Below are 17774 nucleotides of genomic sequence, written 5' to 3' on the forward strand. Positions count from 1 at the left end.
TAAAAGGTGGCGAAAGCTCCAAAACGCGCATTTGTCTGTAACGAGTGTGGTGCGGATTATCCGCGCTGGCAGGGGCAGTGCAGCGCCTGTCATGCCTGGAATACCATCACCGAGGTGCGTCTCGCCGCCTCGCCGCAAGCGGCGCGCAATGAACGTCTCTCCGGCTATGCGGGCAACGCGGGCGTAGCCAAAGTGCAGAAGCTCTCTGAGATAAGCCTGGAAGAACTGCCGCGCTTTTCGACCGGCTTTAAAGAATTCGACCGCGTGCTCGGCGGCGGCGTGGTGCCGGGCAGCGCCATTCTGATTGGCGGCAACCCGGGCGCCGGGAAATCGACGCTGCTGCTGCAAACGCTCTGCAAGCTCGGCGAGCAGATGAAAACGCTCTATGTCACCGGCGAGGAGTCGCTGCAACAGGTGGCGATGCGCGCGCACCGTCTGGGCCTGCCGACCACCAATCTCAACATGCTCTCGGAAACCAGCATCGAGCAGATCTGCCTTATCGCCGAAGAAGAGCAGCCGAAGCTGATGGTTATCGACTCCATTCAGGTGATGCACATGGCGGATGTCCAGTCGTCGCCGGGCAGCGTCGCGCAGGTGCGTGAAACCGCCGCCTACCTGACGCGTTTCGCCAAAACTCGCGGCGTGGCGATTGTCATGGTCGGTCATGTGACCAAAGACGGCTCGCTGGCGGGGCCGAAAGTGCTCGAACACTGCATCGACTGTTCGGTGCTGCTCGATGGCGATGCCGATTCGCGTTTTCGCACGCTGCGCAGCCATAAAAACCGCTTCGGCGCGGTGAATGAGCTGGGCGTCTTCGCGATGACGGAACAGGGGCTGCGCGAAGTCAGCAACCCGTCGGCGATTTTCTTAAGTCGCGGCGATGAAGTGACCTCCGGCAGCTCGGTAATGGTGGTCTGGGAAGGCACGCGCCCGCTGCTGGTGGAGATCCAGGCGCTGGTGGATCAGTCGATGATGGGCAACCCCAGACGCGTGGCGGTGGGTCTTGAACAGAACCGTCTCGCCATTCTCCTCGCGGTGTTGCACCGCCACGGCGGTCTGCAAATGGCCGATCAGGATGTATTCGTCAACGTGGTCGGCGGGGTGAAAGTCACCGAGACCAGCGCGGACCTGGCGCTGCTACTGGCGATGGTATCGAGCCTGCGCGACCGTCCGCTGCCGCAGGATCTCGTCGTGTTTGGCGAGGTCGGCCTCGCGGGGGAAATTCGCCCGGTGCCGAGCGGCCAGGAGCGTATCTCCGAAGCGGCGAAACACGGTTTTCGTCGCGCCATCGTGCCCGCCGCCAACGTGCCGAAAAAAGTGCCGGAAGGCATGCAAATTTTCGGTGTTAAAAAGCTTGCGGATGCGCTAACTGTCTTTGACGACTTATAATTAATTATTCAATGGGTTATTACCCACACTAGCCGCCTTGCGGGCGGCCGCGAACGGGGAGTCCTGATCTTACTGACGTAAGGCCGGAAACCCGCCCGCGCCCCCGCAGCTCGACAGATACAGGGTAATTGCAGGAGGCAGCGCATCTTGTCATTCGACTATCTTAAAAACGCGATCCGTCAAAAGGGCTGCACCTTACAACAGGTAGCGGCGGCCTGCGGCATGACTAAAGGCTATTTAAGCCAGCTGCTCAACGCCAAAATCAAAAGTCCCAGCGCGCAGAAGCTCGAAGCGCTGCACCGTTTTCTGGGCCTTGAGTTCCCGCGCCGTCAGAAGCGCGTCGGCGTTGTGTTCGGCAAGTTTTATCCGCTACACACCGGCCATATTTATCTCATCCAGCGCGCCTGTAGCCAGGTCGATGAGCTGCACATCATTATGGGCTACGACGAAAAGCGCGACCGCACGCTGTTCGAAGAGAGCGCGATGTCGCAACAGCCCACCATCAGCGACCGCCTGCGCTGGCTGCTGCAAACCTTCAAATACCAGAAAAACATCCGTATTCATGCGTTTAATGAAGAGGGCATGGAGCCGTACCCGCACGGCTGGGATGTCTGGAGCGAAGGGATCACCGCGTTTATGGCAGAGAAGGGCATTGAGCCCGATACCATCTATACCTCCGAAGAGGCTGACGCGCCGCAGTATCGCGAACATCTCGGCATCGAGACCGTGATTATCGACCCGAAGCGCACCTTTATGAATATCAGCGGCGCGCAAATCCGTGCCAACCCGTTCCGCTACTGGGAATACATTCCTACCGAAGTGAAGCCGTTTTTTGTGCGCACGGTGGCTATCCTCGGCGGCGAGTCGAGCGGGAAATCGATGCTGGTGAACAAGCTCGCCAATATCTTCAACACCACCAGCGCCTGGGAATATGGCCGCGATTATGTGTTCTCGCATCTGGGCGGCGACGAGATGGCGCTGCAATATTCCGACTACGACAAAATCGCGCTCGGCCATGCGCAATATATTGATTTTGCGGTGAAGTACGCCAATAAAGTGGCCTTTGTCGACACCGATTTTGTCACCACGCAGGCGTTCTGTAAGAAGTACGAAGGGCGCGAGCATCCGTTTGTGCAGGCGCTGGTGGATGAGTACCGCTTCGACCTGGTCATCCTGCTGGAGAACAATACGCCGTGGGTGGCGGACGGGCTGCGAAGCCTCGGCAGTTCAGTGGATCGCAAGGAGTTTCAGTCGCTGCTGGTGTCGATGCTCGAGGAAAATAATATCGAGTATGTGCATGTCGAGGAGCCGGATTACGATTCGCGTTTTCTGCGCTGCGTGGAGCTCGTGAAGCAGCTGATGGGTGAGCAGGCGTAGTTTTTTCATCGTATAGAAGGTGGGTGCGCTACGCTTACCCACCCTATGACTATCCGTAAGCTCAGTTCAGTGCAGGGCGGGTAAGCGCAGCGCACCCGCCAGCGTCGCGATTAAAACGCCACCACCACTTTGCCGCGCATATGGCCTTCCAACACTTTACGGTGTGCGTTGGTGATGCTCTCAACGCTCAGCCCGTGGAATGTCTCACTCAGCGCGCTTTCAACTTCGCCTGCCTCTACCAGCTTTGCGACCTCGTTCAGGATCTCGCCCTGGCGCGCCATATCAGCGGTCTGATACATGCTGCGGGTATACATAAATTCCCAGTGCAGCGCGGCCGATTTCGATTTCAGCGCGTCCTGATCCAGCGGGTGCGCGTTTTCGACGATGCTGCAAATATGCCCCTGCGGCGCGATAAGCTGGCTTACCGCCGCCCAGTGGCCGTCGGTATCATTCAGAATAAAAATGTAATCGACAAATTTAATGTCGTGTTGCGCCAGTTCACCCGGTAGATCCCGATAGTTCACCACCAGATCCGCGCCGCGATCCCGGCACCACTGCGCCGAATCTTCACGTGAGGCGGTGGCGATAATTTTCACTTTGCTGCGCAGACGCGCGAACGGGATAGCCAGCGACCCTACGCCGCCCGCGCCGCCGATAATCAGCAGCGTTTTATCTTCTCCTGCGTCCTGAATATTCAGCCGCTCGAATAATCCTTCCCACGCGGTCAGCGCCGTCAGCGGGATAGCCGCGGCAGCGGCCCAGGAGAGCGTGCGCGGTTTATGGCCCACGATGCGGGCGTCGATCAACTGATGGCTGGCGTTGCTGCCCGGACGGGTAATATCGCCGGCGTAATAGACTTCATCGCCCGCCTTAAAACCGCTGACCTTGCTGCCCATGGCAGTCACGATGCCGCTCGCGTCCCAGCCCAGCACGCGCGGTTCCTGGAGGCCGTTTTTTTGCAGGCTGGCGTGGACTTTGGTATCGACCGGGTTGATAGAAACCGCTTTCACTTCGACCAGCAGATCGTAGTCGCCAGGCTGCGGCATCGGCTGGGTGACTTCAATAAAGCTTTCCGGCGCATCCGGGTTAACGGCAATCGCTTTAACAGACATGGTGTATTCCTTATGCAGAGTGCGTTCAGAGCGTGTTGTGTTGAATGTAGTCTATGCGAGCTGAATGGGGGTGATAAGATGGACAATCCAGAACGGCGTGTTCGTGAGAGATGAACAATCATGTTTAAGCATCTGCAGGATATGGCGCTCTTCGCGCTGGTCGCGGAAACCGGCAGTTTCACGGCGGCGGCGCAGAAAGCGGGACTGCCGAAATCAAGCGTCAGCCAGCGCATCAGCCAGCTTGAGGCGCACGTCGGGCTGCGGCTGCTCAATCGCACCACGCGTAAGCTGAGCCTGACGTTTGCTGGCGAGCACTATCTGGTGCACTGTCGCGAAATGCTGGATGCCAGCGAACGCGCGGATCTTGCCGTCCAGCGGCTTCGCGACAACCCCAGCGGTAGGCTGCGCATTACCAGCCCGGCGGGCATCGGCGCGACGCTGCTCGCGCGCATGAATGCGGAGTTTCTCACGAAATACCCCGATATCACGCTGGAGGTCTTTATCTCTGACGACGTGCGGGATCTGGTCATGGAAGGCTTTGACGTGGCGCTGCGCACCGGCAAGCCTCAGGACTCCTCGCTGATTGGCCGTAAAATCGGCCATTGCCCGCGTTATCTGCTCGCCTCGCCTGGCTATCTCTCGCGTTACCCGACACTTACGCACCCGTCGCAACTGGTAGAGCACCGAGTCGTGGTGCACCGAGCCTGGACCGAATGGCTACTCCAGCGCGACCGCGAGCTCTACCGCTGTCATCTCAATCACATGCACCAGACCGATAATTTGCTCTACGCCCGCGAAAGCGCGCTGGCCGGGGCGGGGATCACGCTGCTGCCCGCGTTCTTACTGGACGACACGCTCCGGCAGGGCGCGCTGGTCAGTGTTCTGCCGGAATGGACCGTCACCGGCAACGATCTCTACCTGGTTTATCCGGGGCGCAAGCTCAATTCGCCTGCGCTGGTAAGCTATATCAATTTTGCACTTGGCTATGAAGGCGTTACCCGTTTTTACGACAAAATGACGATTTCAGACTCATAGTAGTTATTTCTGGTATTAAAACGGATAAAAAAAGATAAATAAAAATCAGAAAAACACACGCTCTAAAAAAAGAAACCCGCCATAAGTTATTTATGGAGATAATGCGTTGTGGTATTTTACGCGCCAGAATTATTGTAACGCCCTTCTGCTGCCGTAATGATGGACATTAATAACTACGGCAAATAATACGTGAGCTTTAATTAACTCGGTTTATATTCACGCGAGCGATAGCCCGCGTGCGTTGCTCTTTTTACGACAGCGGAAGCGCGCCTCGCCACGGCTATGGGTATATCCCACGGCGGTAGCCTGTTCGCAACACTGTCATCAGGAACGATAAATGAAAAGACATGGACTGGCTGTTCAGCGCGCCACCGTGCTGGCGCTCTTTTTAAGGGAGATAAAAACGCGTTTCGGCAAGTTCCGCCTCGGTTACGGCTGGGCCTTGCTTGAACCCTTACTGCATCTCGCTATTCTGCTGTTTGTTCTGGATTTTGTCATGGAACGAACCCTGCCGGATATCTCTTTTCCGGTATTTCTGCTAAGCGGCATTATTCCCTATTTTATTTTTAGCCATATTACGGGGCGTTCTGTTAATGCCATTGAGGCGAATCAGGGGCTTTTTAATTATCGTCCGGTAAAGCCCGTTGATACGATAATCGCCAGAACGCTGCTGGAGGCGGGGATTTATATCGCGGTTTATCTGCTATTGCTCGCGATGCTGGCAATGATGGGCGAGATATTTACCTGCTCGCATCTGTTAACGCTATTTTGCGTCTGGGGCTGTCTGGTTATTTTCTCTTTCGGTACCGGGCTGATTTTCATGGTCATCAGCAGCGCGTTTCCGGAGGCGGAGAAATTTCTGCCGCTGCTGACGCGCCCGCTCTATTTCATCTCCTGCGTGATGTATTCGCTTAACACCATTCCGCAGGAGTATCAGCGCTGGGTGGCATGGAATCCGCTGGTGCATGTGGTTGAACTCACACGGGAAACGCTTGCGACCAGCTATGAGAGCGACGGCGCGAGCCTGACATACCTTGCCATCAGCACGCTGGTGGTACTTTTTACCGGCCTTGCGCTTTATCGTCATCAGGAAGAGGCGATGCTGACCTCATGATAAATATCGAAAACCTCACAAAGTCATACCGCACGCCCGCGGGGCGGCACTATGTGTTTAAAGATCTCAACCTGACGCTCCCGGCGGGGCAGAGCGTGGCGTTAATCGGGCGCAACGGCGCCGGGAAATCCACGCTGCTGCGCATGATTGGCGGCACAGATAACCCGGACAGCGGGCGGATTGTCTCCCGCGCCACTATCTCCTGGCCGGTCGGTCTGGCGGGCGGTTTTCAGGGCAGCCTGACCGGGCGGGAAAACGTCAAGTTTGTAGCACGGCTCTATGCCACGAAAGAGGCGCTGCGCCAGAAAGTGGCGTTTGTCGAAGATTTTGCCGAGCTCGGTAAGTACTTTGATATGCCAGTCAAAGCGTACTCGTCCGGCATGAAGGCGCGCCTCGGTTTCGGCCTGAGCATGGCGTTTACGTTTGATTACTATCTGGTGGATGAAGTCACCGCCGTCGGTGACGCCAGCTTTCGTAAAAAATGCGAAATGGTCTTTGAAGAACGCCACCGCGACGCCTGCTTTTTGATGGTGTCGCATAACCTCAATTCCCTAAAGCACTATTGCGATGCAGCGGTGTTTATAGGCCGGGAAAATCACGTTCAGTATTACGACGATGTCGATGACGCCATTAATGCCTATAAGGCACAGGAAAATCTGTAATCATGTTATACAGAAAAGCCCGCAAGCTGCTCGCGTCTCCCGGCGTATTTTTAAGAGATTACTTGCTTAAAAAACATCCGCTTATCTTTAATGAGATCCACTGCCCGGTCGCGGAAGAGGGGGTGCTACTTAAGCACGACCTCGCGCTGGAGAACATGTTTGCGGTTAATTTTCCGGTCGATGTGGTTTTTACCTGGGTCGATAATGGCGACCCACGCTGGGTCAAAAAATTTCAGCAGTACCAGCATACTTATTTACAGTCGGGTGAAAATACGGACGGCGATCTGGCTCGTTTTGATAACCATAATGAAATCTATTATTCAGTATTGAGCGTATTGCGGTTTATGCCCTGGGTGCGCTTTATCTATATTGTCGTCGACGGGCATTCTCTACCCTGGGCCAGAGATATAGAAAAGATCAAGCTTATCTCTCATGCAGAGATTATTCCGCCACAATATTTGCCTACGTTTAACTCGCACGTCATCGAAGCGCATTTACATCTTATTCCTGGGCTTGCCGAACATTTTATCTATTTCAATGATGATGTGTTTGTGGCGCGCGAGCTGCCGGCAAGTCATTTTTTCAGAAGTAATGGCCTGGCGTCGCTCTTTATCGCCGGTAAGAGCCTGACGGCGATGGCGCAGCGCGGGAGCCCGACACCAGCGCTCGCCGCGTCGTTGAACGCCAGAGCGCTGCTGGCAGAGGATACAGGCTTTGCACCCGATGCGCCGCTGGCCCACACCTATGTGCCGCTGCGTAAAAGCCTTTTTACCGAGACCCGACAGCGATACCACCAGCAAATCGAGGCGTTTCTGCCAGGTAAATTCAGAAGCGACAACGACTTGAATTTGCCGACGTTTCTGGTGCCCTGGCTGACCTATATCCTGGGAATGGCCACGCCCGCAAGGGATATCTGTTATTACTTCAACGTGCGATCCCCCGCCGCAAAAATGCATTATCGCGCGCTGATTAATGGCCAACAGAATAATGCCTCGCCGCATTCCTTCTGCGCCAATGATTTTTCTTCTCGTAACACAAGTACCCCTAATTATCAGGACCAATTGATTGACATGCTGGGAACATATTTTGAAAATGGAACGCACAAAAATGTTTAGTAATAAACTTCGCAAGCTGGTAAGGGACCCCAGGCTGTTCTTCAGCGACATGGCTGCCAATCAGGCACGGAAATTAAGTAAGCTGCATCTTAAAAAAGAAGACGGGCACTACGACTATACGGTGGTGTCGGCAGTGTATAACGTCAGCGCCTTTCTGGATGACTATTTTAAAAGCTTTATCAATCAGCGGCTGAAGTTTAAAAAGCATATTCAGCTGATCCTGGTCGATGATGGTTCGACAGATAATTCTGGCGACATTATTAAAAAATGGCAAAAGAAATATCCGAACAATATCACGTATATCTATCAGGAAAACGCCGGGCAGTCTGCCGCCCGTAACAACGGATTGCAGCATGTGGCTACGGAGTGGGTGACGTTTATCGACCCGGATGATTTCGTTGATGTCGCTTATTTTTACAACCTCGATGCTTTTCTTTATCAGCATAACGATAAAGACGTCAAAATGGTGGGTTGTAATATCATTATGTTTTATGAGGCTAAAAATCAGTACAAAGATGCACACCCTTTGGCTTATAAGTTTAAAAAGGGCAATCAGCTGGTGCCGCTTGCTGAAATGGAAAAAGAGATCCAGTTATCAGCCAGTACGGCATTTTTTCGTTCGGATATGATAGCGTTAAAAAATGTATATTTCGATACCAGAGTTAAGCCTAATTTTGAGGACGCGCATTTCGTTGCCCGCTATTTACAAGGTGAAAAAAACGGACATGCCGCATTTTTAACGCATTCTAAATATTATTACCGCAAGCGTGAGGATGGCTCGTCTACACTGGACACCTCCTGGACTAAAAAGGAGCGGTTCACGCATGTTCCTGTTTATGGTTACCTGGACGTCTTAAAATCCTACGCCGAAAAAGAGGGTGTAGTGCCGGTAAATATACAAAGGACGGTCATTTATGAGATTGTCTGGTATCTCAAATGGTTAACCAATCATGGTGGACGTAGCGCCTTTTTGTCAGCAGATGAAAAACAAACGTTTATTCGTAAGCTTAAAGAGATTTTTGGTTATCTCGATAAAAATACCATTATGAATTTCGAGCTGGCGGGTGCCTGGTTTTTCCATAAAGTAGCGATGCTGTCGTTTTTCAAAGATCTCCAGCCCGAGGCGCAAATCGTATATGTAGAAAAATACGATCCGCATAAACACATGGCGCAGCTTCGCTATTTTACCCGCCTTGTCGGCCTTGAGCAGATTACGCTGGATGGCGCTGACGCAATCCCGGCCTATGCCAAAACTATCCGCCATGACTTTATGGATGAAACCTTAATTCTGGAGCGACGGCTGTGGGTCGCACTGGGTAATGCGCAGAACATAAAAGTATCTGTATCAGGATTGCCGACGCGTATTTCTCTCGGCGGGAAGCAGCATAAGGATGGCCTGAACCCATGCGAAATTGTTAAGTCTTTTTCTTCTATGATGCCTAAGTATGCAAAGAAAAAAGATTATATAGGCGCCTGGGTTTTTATAGACCGCGATACTCAGGCTGATGACAATGCCGAACATCTTTATCGCTATGTTCAAAAAAATTATCCAGAAAGAAAAATTTTCTTTGCTTTAAAGCGAGAGTCACATGACTGGGCTCGTCTGGAAAAAGAAGGGTTTAACCTGCTTGAATTTGGTTCTATGGAGCATAAGCTTGCTCTCGGCTCATGCAGTAAAGTGATTAGCTCCCATGCTAATTACTACGTTACTAATTTATTGGGCCCTAAAATGCTTACAGGAAGGCACTTTGTATTTTTACAGCATGGGGTCATTAAAGACGATCTTTCTGGTTGGTTAAACACAAAAGAAGAAATCAATTGCTTTATAGCGTCATCATCAGCGGAGTATCATTCGATAAGTAATGATTTTACTAAATATTTTTCCTCTAAAAAAGAAGTCTTTTTGACTGGATTGCCACGGCACGACAAACTGATAAATAATTACAGCCAACCAGAAAGACTAATCGTAATTATGCCAACATGGCGACAAAGCATAGTCGGCAAGGTTTTAGGGGATGGTGATGAGCGTGAAATAAATCCATCATTTTTTGGAAGTGATTTTACTTTGCGCTGGAAAAGCTTTTTACAATCTCCACTGTTGGCTGAGTATGCTGAAAAATATAATTACCGTGTGGCGTTTTTTCCTCACTTTAATATTTTGCCTTATTTAGAGGGATTCGACGTTCCAGAGTTTATTGACGTTATTACTCATGTAACGGGGAGTATTCAGGAAACATTTAATCGAGCCGCGCTGATGATTACTGACTACTCATCTGTGGCTTTTGAAATGGCTGTTCAAAATAAACAAACAATCTACTACCAGTTTGACGCTAAAGAATTCTTTGCAGGCCATGTGTATTCCAAAGGCTACTTCGACTACCGCGAGCACGGGTTTGGCCCGGTGGTTGAAACGGAAAAAGCGCTGTTTAAAGAGCTGAACACGCTGCTGAAAAATAACGCGGTGCCCTCTGCGAAAATCCTCAAGCGTATCAGTCAGACCTTCCCTTATCGCGACGGGCAGAACTGCGAGCGCACGTATCAGGCGATCGCGTCGCTGGATGCGCCTTTACCGGATGGCTTCGCCGATGCGGACATCTACCAGCAGTACGCCCGTCAGGCGGGCAGTGCTCGCCGCTGGGCATTGGCCGAGAAACGCTGGCAGGCGTATCTGGCGCTGACGCTTACCCAGGAGGAAGATGCGCAGGGCTGTGCAGGGCTTGCCGAAGCCCTGCGCAAGCAGGGTAAAACCGTGGCGGCGCGGCAGGTTATTGATGGCTGGTATGCGCGTTATCCGCAGCAAAGTCATCACGCGCTCAGCGTCAGTCGCGCGCTGCTCGAAATGGCGGAGCATCACTGGCAGCAGGCGGTATTCTACTGGCAGGAGGCGTGCGAAACCCACGTGGATAACGCCCGTTACTGTTACTGTCTTTGCCGCAGCGAGCAGGTTGCTGTTCTGGAGGCCCTGTGTAAGAAAGCGCGCCCCGTAACGGGGTTCCATTACGCCCGGTTCTGTCTCCTGCTTGCTAAGAAAAAATGGGCCGAAGGGATTGCGTATGTCGAGGAGCAGGGCGTGGATGTGACATCGACAGAAAGCCTGGAAAATAAGCTTTTAATTACGCTTTCTTATTGCTATCAGCAGCTGAATAAGCTCAATGACGCCCATCAGTGTCTGGTGAAATATGAGAAATATATTGAAAACGATCCGCAGTGCCGGTTGAAAATCGCGCGTCTGGCCTTCCTGCGCCAGAACTGGGAGAAAATCCTTACGCAGCTTAATAAGGCCTGTGCGGATATCGGTAATCTGCCGGATGAGCATCTCTATTATTACTGCGTGGCGCTATTGCGCACGGGTAAAAGCGCAGAAATATATGCGCTCTTCGCCACCCTGAAAAGCGCCTTGAAAAATGACGTGCGTTTCCTGAAGGTTTACGCGCAGGCGTGCCTGACGCTTAAGAAAACAAACGAAGCGATCGCGCTGCTGGAAGCCCGCGATAACCCGGATGATGAGCTTTGTCTTATCTATGCCCGCGCATTAAAAGAGGCCGGGCGCTTTAGTCAGGCGCTCTCGGTGGTGCGTAACAGAATCAGCCGTTATAACCAGCCGGCGTGGATGTTGCGCTGCGACCTGGCACAGCTCTGCGAAGACTGGGATGACGCCTATGATTGCTGGCTCAACTTGTTGCGTCATTATCCGCAACAGATGCCTGCCAACGCAGCGGAGAAATTACAAAATCTGCGGCTCCTGCGCGAGTTTTCCGTTAAGTCAGATATCCAACAATAAACGTTAATCATTCAGAACAGGCGCAATAAACCCGCGCCTGTTTTTTTATGGAGTAAAAATGTCAGAGCAAACTGAAATTGTTAATGGCGTACAAATTAAATACCGCTTTAAAAAAAGAAAATATGACACGCAGCATATGATTTTTATTTTCAGTGGGTTTGGGGGGGCCGGTATGTTTACGTATGATTTTGCCAACGCTCTCCAGGATTGTCCGTCGCATGTCGTGTGGATCAAAGACGATTTTAATAACGCCTGCACCTATTACCTGTGTCAGAACAACGATTTTAGCGTCGAGCAGACGGTGATCGCGTTTATTGAGATGATGCTGGCGCGCTATGACCTTGATAAAACGCAGTGTACGCTGGCCGGATTCTCGAAAGGCGGTAGCGCGGCGCTGTGGTATGGCCTTAAATACGGCTTTAAAAATATAGTTTCGACGGTGCCGCAGTTTCATATCGGCAGCTATGCAAAAAACCACTGGCCCGACGTTTTTACGCATATGACTGGCGACGAGAGTGAGGCGTCTGCGCATCGCCTGGATACGCTATTGCCGTGCCAGTTAAACAGCGACACCGCGCTTGATAAAAATATCTACCTGTTAACCTCCGAAGCCGACTGCCAGTATGAAACTGAAGTAAAACCCTATATTCCTGCCTTCAGGAAATACCAAAACTTTAATCTGTTTATGGCGCAGTCGATGCTTATCAGAGAGCATAATCAGGTCACGTCATATCATGTGCCTCTACTGTTAGGGATTTTCTATGCGCTTTCTCAGGGTGCGGTTCCGCGCTACGGCGAATGTGTCCTGACGGCGGATAATCGTGTGCTGCCACGCCCGATTAAACCTGAGCCGGTGGCGGTGCTGAAAAAGGTCGCTGTTAATGGCGCGCGGCTGTTCCCGGAGGGCGTGGCGGTGCTGAAAGGGCTGAGCTGCGCGGAGTATCAGGATATTCAGGTTGATCTGGTATGCAAAAAAGACGGCTTTGAAGAGGTGTTTCGCATCGCGAAAGCCCACCGCGCCATTCTCACCCGCCAGCTCTACGAGGAAGGCTTTGTGAATTATGACAAAGGCTGGTTCTGTACGGCGCGCTATGAAGGCCTTTCGCTGGCGTCCTTGCCCATCGGTACGTATCAGCTGTGGCTGGATATTACCTGCCAGCAGGTCTGGGCGCGTAAAGCGCTGGAAACCGACCCTGCGCTGGCAAACCGCGTGCTGGCTACCAGCGAGGCGCTGGAGGTATTCAGCGAAGATAACCGCGTGTATCTCACCCGTAAAGCGAGTTTATAACCCGCTGAAAGGGTTTTCCCGGCTGTAAAAGACGGTGTTGATTTGGGTACAGCGCATCAGATAGCAGCGAAACGCTGAAAACAAGCGGTGGTCCGGGCGAAAGGGCGCGCGCCAGAACGCGTCCAGCGCGCCCTGAAACGTGATCCCGTCGATGTCATACAGTGCGCTGCCCATTACTTTCAATGGCTTATTGTGGATAAGCGCGGAGATCCCTGCGGTGCTGTTGATGGTCACGACCCCCGCTGTATTGCTGAGCAGTTCGGGCAGCGGAACATCGTGGACGTAAATCACCCGCTCGCCGACGCCATAACGTGCGCTCAGCGCATTGATAAACGCGCGGTAATTGCGATGCCCGCGATCCATCGGATGGTGCTTGATGACCAGCATCCGCGATGGTGGGGCATGGCGCGCAAACGAGCCAAGCGTCTCTGCAATAAACGCTCGCATGTCGTGATAACCGCTGTGGCACCGCAGCTGGCTGTCGTTGAAGACCTGCAGGATCGCCAGAAAGTAGCGCCCGCGGTAGCGCGTCGCAAGCGCGCGGCGGAGTCTGTGCTCCGTGGCGCGATACCAGAACTTACGCGCTGCGGCGAGCGTCCAGCATGCGCCTTCATACCAGGGGGAAAAGCATTTGTGGTGCCGGTAGCGCGCAAACGCGCGTTGATGGTAGCAGCCCATCAGATAATACCAGGCCGCGTGGCCGATGCGCCGTAAGGTGGAAGGCGCGATGCGCTTAACGTCCGGCGCGTGCTGCGCAGGCAAACCCCGATAAAACGCCGCCTCGCGCGGCAGGTCGGAGAACCCGTTGACGCCATTCTCTTCAAGCGTGATAAAACACGGACGCAAATAGCCCTCTTCAAACACCAGAAAACGGATCCCCTGCGCCTGCGCCCAGCGGCGGGCAGCCTGATGCAGCGGTCGACAGTCGCCAAAACAGACCAGCGTATCAAATGGCCAGTCGCCGCGCGTCGCGCCAAGCCACGTGCCGAAATCGTCCGGCACTCCCCGGTACGCCAGGCTTTTCCCTTTGCGGGCGTAGAACTGGTCGCCGCCGTTAAACACCACCTGTCGCGCTTCGCGGCCTTTGCTCTCTAACCAGTCGCCGAGATGGCGGAAAAACGGCCCCATCGGCCCCTGCAATAGCAGGTATTTCTGGCCGGAAAGCAGAGTGTCAAGGGCGCTGCGGATCACAGGAGGTTACCGCGCGCCCAGAAAAGCGTGAATGAGGTGGCGGGCTTTGTTCACAAGAGGCGTAAGCCTTTTGCGCCGGGCGGTAAGCGCGCCGCGGCGTATCGGCGAGGCGCTCAGGAGCATGACGGCGTCTTCCGCGCTCATCGGCGTTTTCCGCGTCGGGTGCAGGTAGAAGGGGTAATCGATAAGCGTCGTGTGGATAAGCGCATTCAGCGTAAGCCGCCGGGTGCGGCGCGGGCAGGTATATTCATCGTGCGTCAGGCCCCATCCGGCGTAAAACGGCATGCCGTAGCAATACACCGTTTTGCCGCGCAGCAGCGCTTCAAAACCGGTGAGTGAGGTGAGGGTGTGTACTTCATCGACCTGGTCGAGCACGCTTGTGATGTCAGCCTGTGTGGCGAGGCAGTCCGCCCAGCGCAGCGCGTTTTTGCCGTCGGGCTCTCCGGCACGGTTGCCTGCGACGACATCCGGATGCGGTTTGAAGACGATATACGCCTGCGGGTTTCTGGCGCGCACGAGGCGCAGCAGCGCGGTAACGGTCTGAATGTGCTGCGCGCCGCCGCTGAGCGAGGCGTCATTGCTCACCTGTCCTGGCACCAGCAGAACGCGTCGGCCTCTGGCTTCGCCGGGCAGCCGCCACGCGGTGCCCGCGTTGTATTTGCTCACGCCGCTTTCGACAATATGCTGGCGCAAACGCTCAGCGCGGGCGGCCTGATCAGGCGTCAGGCTCACGGCGTTAAGGGCATCTTCCAGATCGCTTGCACGGGTGGCGTCGTAGTAAATGCCGCGTTTATCCAGCACCAGCGACAGCGGCGCATGGAGATCCGAACCCAGCCCCACCGAGCGCAGAAAGCCGTCTTCCATGCGCCAGACGGCCATCCCGCGCGCCTGTGCGATGGCCTGCCAGCGCGCTTCGCCCGCGGTTCCCCAGACGACGCAGGCGTGAGCCGCCGGGGGGACGCGTGAAAAACACAGGCGGTTATCCGCCGTGGCGAGAAACGGCTTCAGAATGCTGCGTTTCCAGAACGACAGTCCCGGCGCCCACAGCGTGCCGCGCAGCGCCAGTTGATGACGGCGGTAGAGCCTCAGGTATTCCAGGACGTCAAACAGCGTGCCGGGCTCGTTTGTTTGCGGGTTCAGGTAGCGCGCGTAGCGTAAATAGGCCGCGCTCACCAGCGCAAGCAGGGGCGCGCTACCGCGACGGGCCGCCAGCGCCTGCGCCGCCGGATGGCGGTCGTCCGTCAGCCCCCATCCGGCATACCAGGGTTGCCCGAAGCAGACTACCGGTTTGCCTGCCATCAATGCTTCAAAACCATAGTGCGAGGTGACGGTGTAGACGCGCGCCACGTGACGCAGCAGCGACTGCGGGCTGGCATCCTGCGCGATCGGCCGCAGGCGGGCGTCAGGCGGCAGGTCGCCCAGGTAGCCGCGCTTGTTGCCGTGCAAGACGTCCGGATGCGTTTTGACCCAGATTTCGGCATCCGGGTTTTCGGCGCGGGCGACCTCCAGCATCAGCCGGAACGACGCCGCGCTGGCGTTACCAAACGTGACGGACATATCGCCCTGCGTTTGATCCACTACCAGCACCGCGCGGGCTGCGGGCGCGCCGTCAAAGGGCGGGGCGTGGTTATATTTCGCCAGATCGCCCTGCACAATAAGCCGCATCGCCTCCTGCGCCTGGGCGCTGAGCGCGGCGTTGCCGTGCGTATCCTGAATCAGCGTTTCCAGCGCACTTGGACGGCTGGCGTCGTAGTAAATCCCCTTGTCATCCATCACCAGCGAGAGCGGCGGATAACCCTGCGCCGCCGGGCCGGGTGAGCGGATAAAGCCCTCTTCGAGACGAATAACCGGTAGCCCCGCTTCGCGAGCGCGGGCAACAGCTGCCGCCGCGCTGGGGCGGTTGCCCCAGACGGCAATGGCGCCTACCTCCGCCGGGATCGCACGGCGCAACGCGAGTTTGCGGCACGGCACCTGCAGCAGCCGGGCTAAACCCGGAATGCGCCAGATACCCGGTGAGAAAATCCCGAGGACCGTGGTATTCATCATCACAGCGTCAGGATGACTTTCGCCGCGACGGCGAGCTGGTAGAGGATGGTCGAAATACCGCGTGTGACTTCGATATTCTTCGACTCATACTTCGGCAGCACCATCAGCTCGTCGCCAGGCTGCATATCATCCACCTCTTCGGCATCGAGCGCCGCGCCGTTCTGGCGGATGACAATCACTTTCGCGCCGCTGGCTTTCTGGGTCATGCCGCCGCATTTGGCGATGTAATCTTCCGGATCGAGCCCTTTTTCCCAGGTGACGGCGTTGGGGAACAGCACTTCGCCATGCACCATCACCAGCGAGGTTTTCTCCGGAATGGTAATGACGTCGCCATCTTCCAGCAGCACCGAATCGAGGTTGTTTTCGCTCAGCACCACTTCACCCTGCGGCACGACGGTGCGGGCTTTCGCCACAAAGCGGCTCACCAGCTGCGCCTCCTGCATACGCAGGCGTGACTCTTCCTGCGTCGAGGATTGCGCCGACAGCGACGCCTGCTCCAGTTTTTGCAGCGACAGGTCGAGCATCTCTTTCTGGCGCAGCGCGACCGAGCGGCGATAAAGCTTAATGGCGTTGAGTTGCGACATGCTGTTGGGGCGCAGCTTCGCCAACACCTGGCGCATCGTGGCGCCGTATGGCAGCACCATCGCATGTTCGCCGGAGTGCGCGCCTTCCACGCGTACCTGAATGGTGCCGGTGTAGCGGTCGGAGCTCACCACCATTCTGTCGCCATCCTGAAGCGTGCGGCTGGCCGCCTCGCTAATCGGGAAATATTCGCTCTGTTTCATCGCGCCCTGCTGGCGCACCAGCGTGATGTGCGTCGCGCCCGGTCTGGGGCGCGCCCAGCGCAGCGCCTCGGAAACCGGCATCCGTTCGTCGGTGAATTCAAAGTCATAGCTGTTAAACACGTCGCCTTCGACGCCGAACGTGTGCTGGCGAGGCCCGACGATAATAGTGTCGCCATCGGCGAACTGCGACAGGCTGAGGCTGCCGTTGAGCAGGAAATCATACAGATTCACATGCGAGCGCGTTTTCGCGCCGCGCTTGACGGTGATGTCGACATAGCTGCCGCGCTCGCTGTCCACGCCGCCCGCTTTGCTGAGATAGGAGAGCAGCGAATCGGACGCCACGCCGCCGTAAAGGCCTGGCGTGCGCACGTAGCCGGTGACAAACACCTTGACTGGCTGCGCCTGCAACAGCGAGGCGTAAACATTGACGTTGGACTGATACACCTCTTTCACGCGCATGATAACCAGCGTGTTGAGCTGGCTGTTGGTGACGCCTGCCACCTTTAGCGGGCCGACATTCGGCAGAAAAATATTGCCTTTCGGGTCGACGGTCAGCGTGCCGTCATAGGTGAACGCGCCCCACAGGCGCACCTGAATGGTGTCGCCGAGGCCAATCACATAGTTCGGGTTAAAGGCGATGCTGGCGCCGCCCTCGGCGCCGGGCGAGGTAAAGAGCTGCGCGCCGAACATGCGGCTCATCACGGCAGCGGGCGCGGGCGGCGGGGTGTTATCGAAACCGTCTGCGCTAACCGGTGCCGACGCCGTGGGCGTGAGGATCGGCGCCGCGCCGGTCAGCGCCGGGTCGGCAGTTACATCGAGCGCGCTGGCGCTGGCCGTCAGACAGAAAAAGATCAGTGAGGCGGATGAAACGTTTTTCAT

At 55.3% G+C, this 17774-nt stretch carries 12 protein-coding genes; 8 read left to right on the forward strand and 4 right to left on the reverse strand.

All coding sequences use genetic code 11. From position 1 onward, the window contains the following. Positions 1 to 6 precede the first annotated feature (6 nt). Together radA and nadR are read left to right on the forward strand one after the other, a co-directional pair. Positions 7 to 1389 (forward strand): DNA repair protein RadA, encoded by a 1383-nt coding sequence (radA, locus tag AFK67_RS03145; RefSeq protein ID WP_038884831.1) that lies wholly within the window; start codon positions 7 to 9, stop codon positions 1387 to 1389. 144 nt (positions 1390 to 1533) lie between these two features. Continuing rightward, complete coding sequence (gene nadR / locus AFK67_RS03150; protein ID WP_032966833.1) at positions 1534 to 2766, forward strand: multifunctional transcriptional regulator/nicotinamide-nucleotide adenylyltransferase/ribosylnicotinamide kinase NadR; 1233 nt, start codon at positions 1534 to 1536, stop codon at positions 2764 to 2766. A 110-nt stretch (positions 2767 to 2876) separates the two neighbouring features. On the opposite strand, the gene AFK67_RS03155 is transcribed toward nadR, so the two are convergent. Further along, positions 2877 to 3878, reverse strand: a complete 1002-nt coding sequence (locus tag AFK67_RS03155) for a zinc-binding alcohol dehydrogenase family protein (protein WP_007716520.1) — start codon at positions 3876 to 3878, stop codon at positions 2877 to 2879. A 120-nt stretch (positions 3879 to 3998) separates the two neighbouring features. On the opposite strand from AFK67_RS03155, the gene AFK67_RS03160 reads away from it, so the two are divergent. From AFK67_RS03160 to AFK67_RS03185, 6 genes are all read left to right on the forward strand, one after another. Further along, positions 3999 to 4913, forward strand: coding sequence for a LysR family transcriptional regulator (locus tag AFK67_RS03160; protein ID WP_007716519.1), 915 nt, complete (start codon positions 3999 to 4001; stop codon positions 4911 to 4913). Positions 4914 to 5250: 337 nt separating this feature from the next. Continuing rightward, on the forward strand, positions 5251 to 6027 hold the full coding sequence (locus AFK67_RS03165) for an ABC transporter permease (RefSeq protein ID WP_007716518.1): 777 nt from the start codon (positions 5251 to 5253) through the stop codon (positions 6025 to 6027). Then, positions 6024 to 6689: an ABC transporter ATP-binding protein gene (locus AFK67_RS03170; RefSeq protein ID WP_007716517.1), complete on the forward strand. Its 666-nt coding sequence runs from the start codon at positions 6024 to 6026 to the stop codon at positions 6687 to 6689. The genes AFK67_RS03165 and AFK67_RS03170 overlap by 4 nt, the downstream gene beginning before the upstream one ends. A gap of 2 nt (positions 6690 to 6691) precedes the next feature. Beyond that, positions 6692 to 7804 (forward strand): stealth family protein, encoded by a 1113-nt coding sequence (locus tag AFK67_RS03175; protein WP_038884828.1) that lies wholly within the window; start codon positions 6692 to 6694, stop codon positions 7802 to 7804. Further along, the gene (locus AFK67_RS03180) at positions 7797 to 11585 is read left to right on the forward strand and encodes a CDP-glycerol glycerophosphotransferase family protein (protein ID WP_007718221.1); all 3789 of its coding nucleotides are present in this window, start codon (positions 7797 to 7799) and stop codon (positions 11583 to 11585) included. The genes AFK67_RS03175 and AFK67_RS03180 overlap by 8 nt, the downstream gene beginning before the upstream one ends. Positions 11586 to 11643: 58 nt before the next feature. Further along, positions 11644 to 12873 (forward strand): alpha/beta hydrolase, encoded by a 1230-nt coding sequence (locus tag AFK67_RS03185; protein WP_007718223.1) that lies wholly within the window; start codon positions 11644 to 11646, stop codon positions 12871 to 12873. Here AFK67_RS03185 and AFK67_RS03190 read toward each other — a convergent pair. Genes AFK67_RS03190 through AFK67_RS03200 form a run of 3 tightly spaced genes read right to left on the reverse strand, consistent with a single transcriptional unit; the run spans position 12868 to position 17774 of the window. After that, positions 12868 to 14064 carry a capsule polysaccharide biogenesis protein gene (locus tag AFK67_RS03190; protein ID WP_007718225.1) on the reverse strand — a complete coding sequence of 399 codons (1197 nt, stop codon included), beginning with the start codon at positions 14062 to 14064 and terminating at the stop codon, positions 12868 to 12870. The genes AFK67_RS03185 and AFK67_RS03190 overlap by 6 nt on opposite strands. A 6-nt stretch (positions 14065 to 14070) precedes the next feature. Beyond that, the gene (locus tag AFK67_RS03195) at positions 14071 to 16107 is read right to left on the reverse strand and encodes a capsule polysaccharide biogenesis protein (protein WP_038884847.1); all 2037 of its coding nucleotides are present in this window, start codon (positions 16105 to 16107) and stop codon (positions 14071 to 14073) included. Positions 16108 to 16109: 2 nt separating this feature from the next. Continuing rightward, the gene (locus AFK67_RS03200) at positions 16110 to 17774 is read right to left on the reverse strand and encodes a polysaccharide biosynthesis/export family protein (RefSeq protein WP_007718227.1); all 1665 of its coding nucleotides are present in this window, start codon (positions 17772 to 17774) and stop codon (positions 16110 to 16112) included.

Origin of the sequence: Cronobacter dublinensis subsp. dublinensis LMG 23823 (genome assembly GCF_001277235.1) — a bacterium.
GTDB classification, from domain to species: Bacteria; Pseudomonadota; Gammaproteobacteria; order Enterobacterales; family Enterobacteriaceae; genus Cronobacter; species Cronobacter dublinensis.

What these genes read in the sequence shown, in the direction of transcription:
- AFK67_RS03155 (WP_007716520.1), bottom strand. Translation starts at nt 3,878, where the DNA reads ATGTCTGTTAAAGCGATTGCCGTTAACCCGGATGCGCCGGAAAGCTTT.
- AFK67_RS03160 (WP_007716519.1), top strand. Translation starts at nt 3,999, where the DNA reads ATGTTTAAGCATCTGCAGGATATGGCGCTCTTCGCGCTGGTCGCGGAA.
- AFK67_RS03165 (WP_007716518.1), top strand. Translation starts at nt 5,251, where the DNA reads ATGAAAAGACATGGACTGGCTGTTCAGCGCGCCACCGTGCTGGCGCTC.
- AFK67_RS03170 (WP_007716517.1), top strand. Translation starts at nt 6,024, where the DNA reads ATGATAAATATCGAAAACCTCACAAAGTCATACCGCACGCCCGCGGGG.
- AFK67_RS03175 (WP_038884828.1), top strand. Translation starts at nt 6,692, where the DNA reads ATGTTATACAGAAAAGCCCGCAAGCTGCTCGCGTCTCCCGGCGTATTT.
- AFK67_RS03180 (WP_007718221.1), top strand. Translation starts at nt 7,797, where the DNA reads ATGTTTAGTAATAAACTTCGCAAGCTGGTAAGGGACCCCAGGCTGTTC.
- AFK67_RS03185 (WP_007718223.1), top strand. Translation starts at nt 11,644, where the DNA reads ATGTCAGAGCAAACTGAAATTGTTAATGGCGTACAAATTAAATACCGC.
- AFK67_RS03195 (WP_038884847.1), bottom strand. Translation starts at nt 16,107, where the DNA reads ATGAATACCACGGTCCTCGGGATTTTCTCACCGGGTATCTGGCGCATT.
- AFK67_RS03200 (WP_007718227.1), bottom strand. Translation starts at nt 17,774, where the DNA reads ATGAAAAACGTTTCATCCGCCTCACTGATCTTTTTCTGTCTGACGGCC.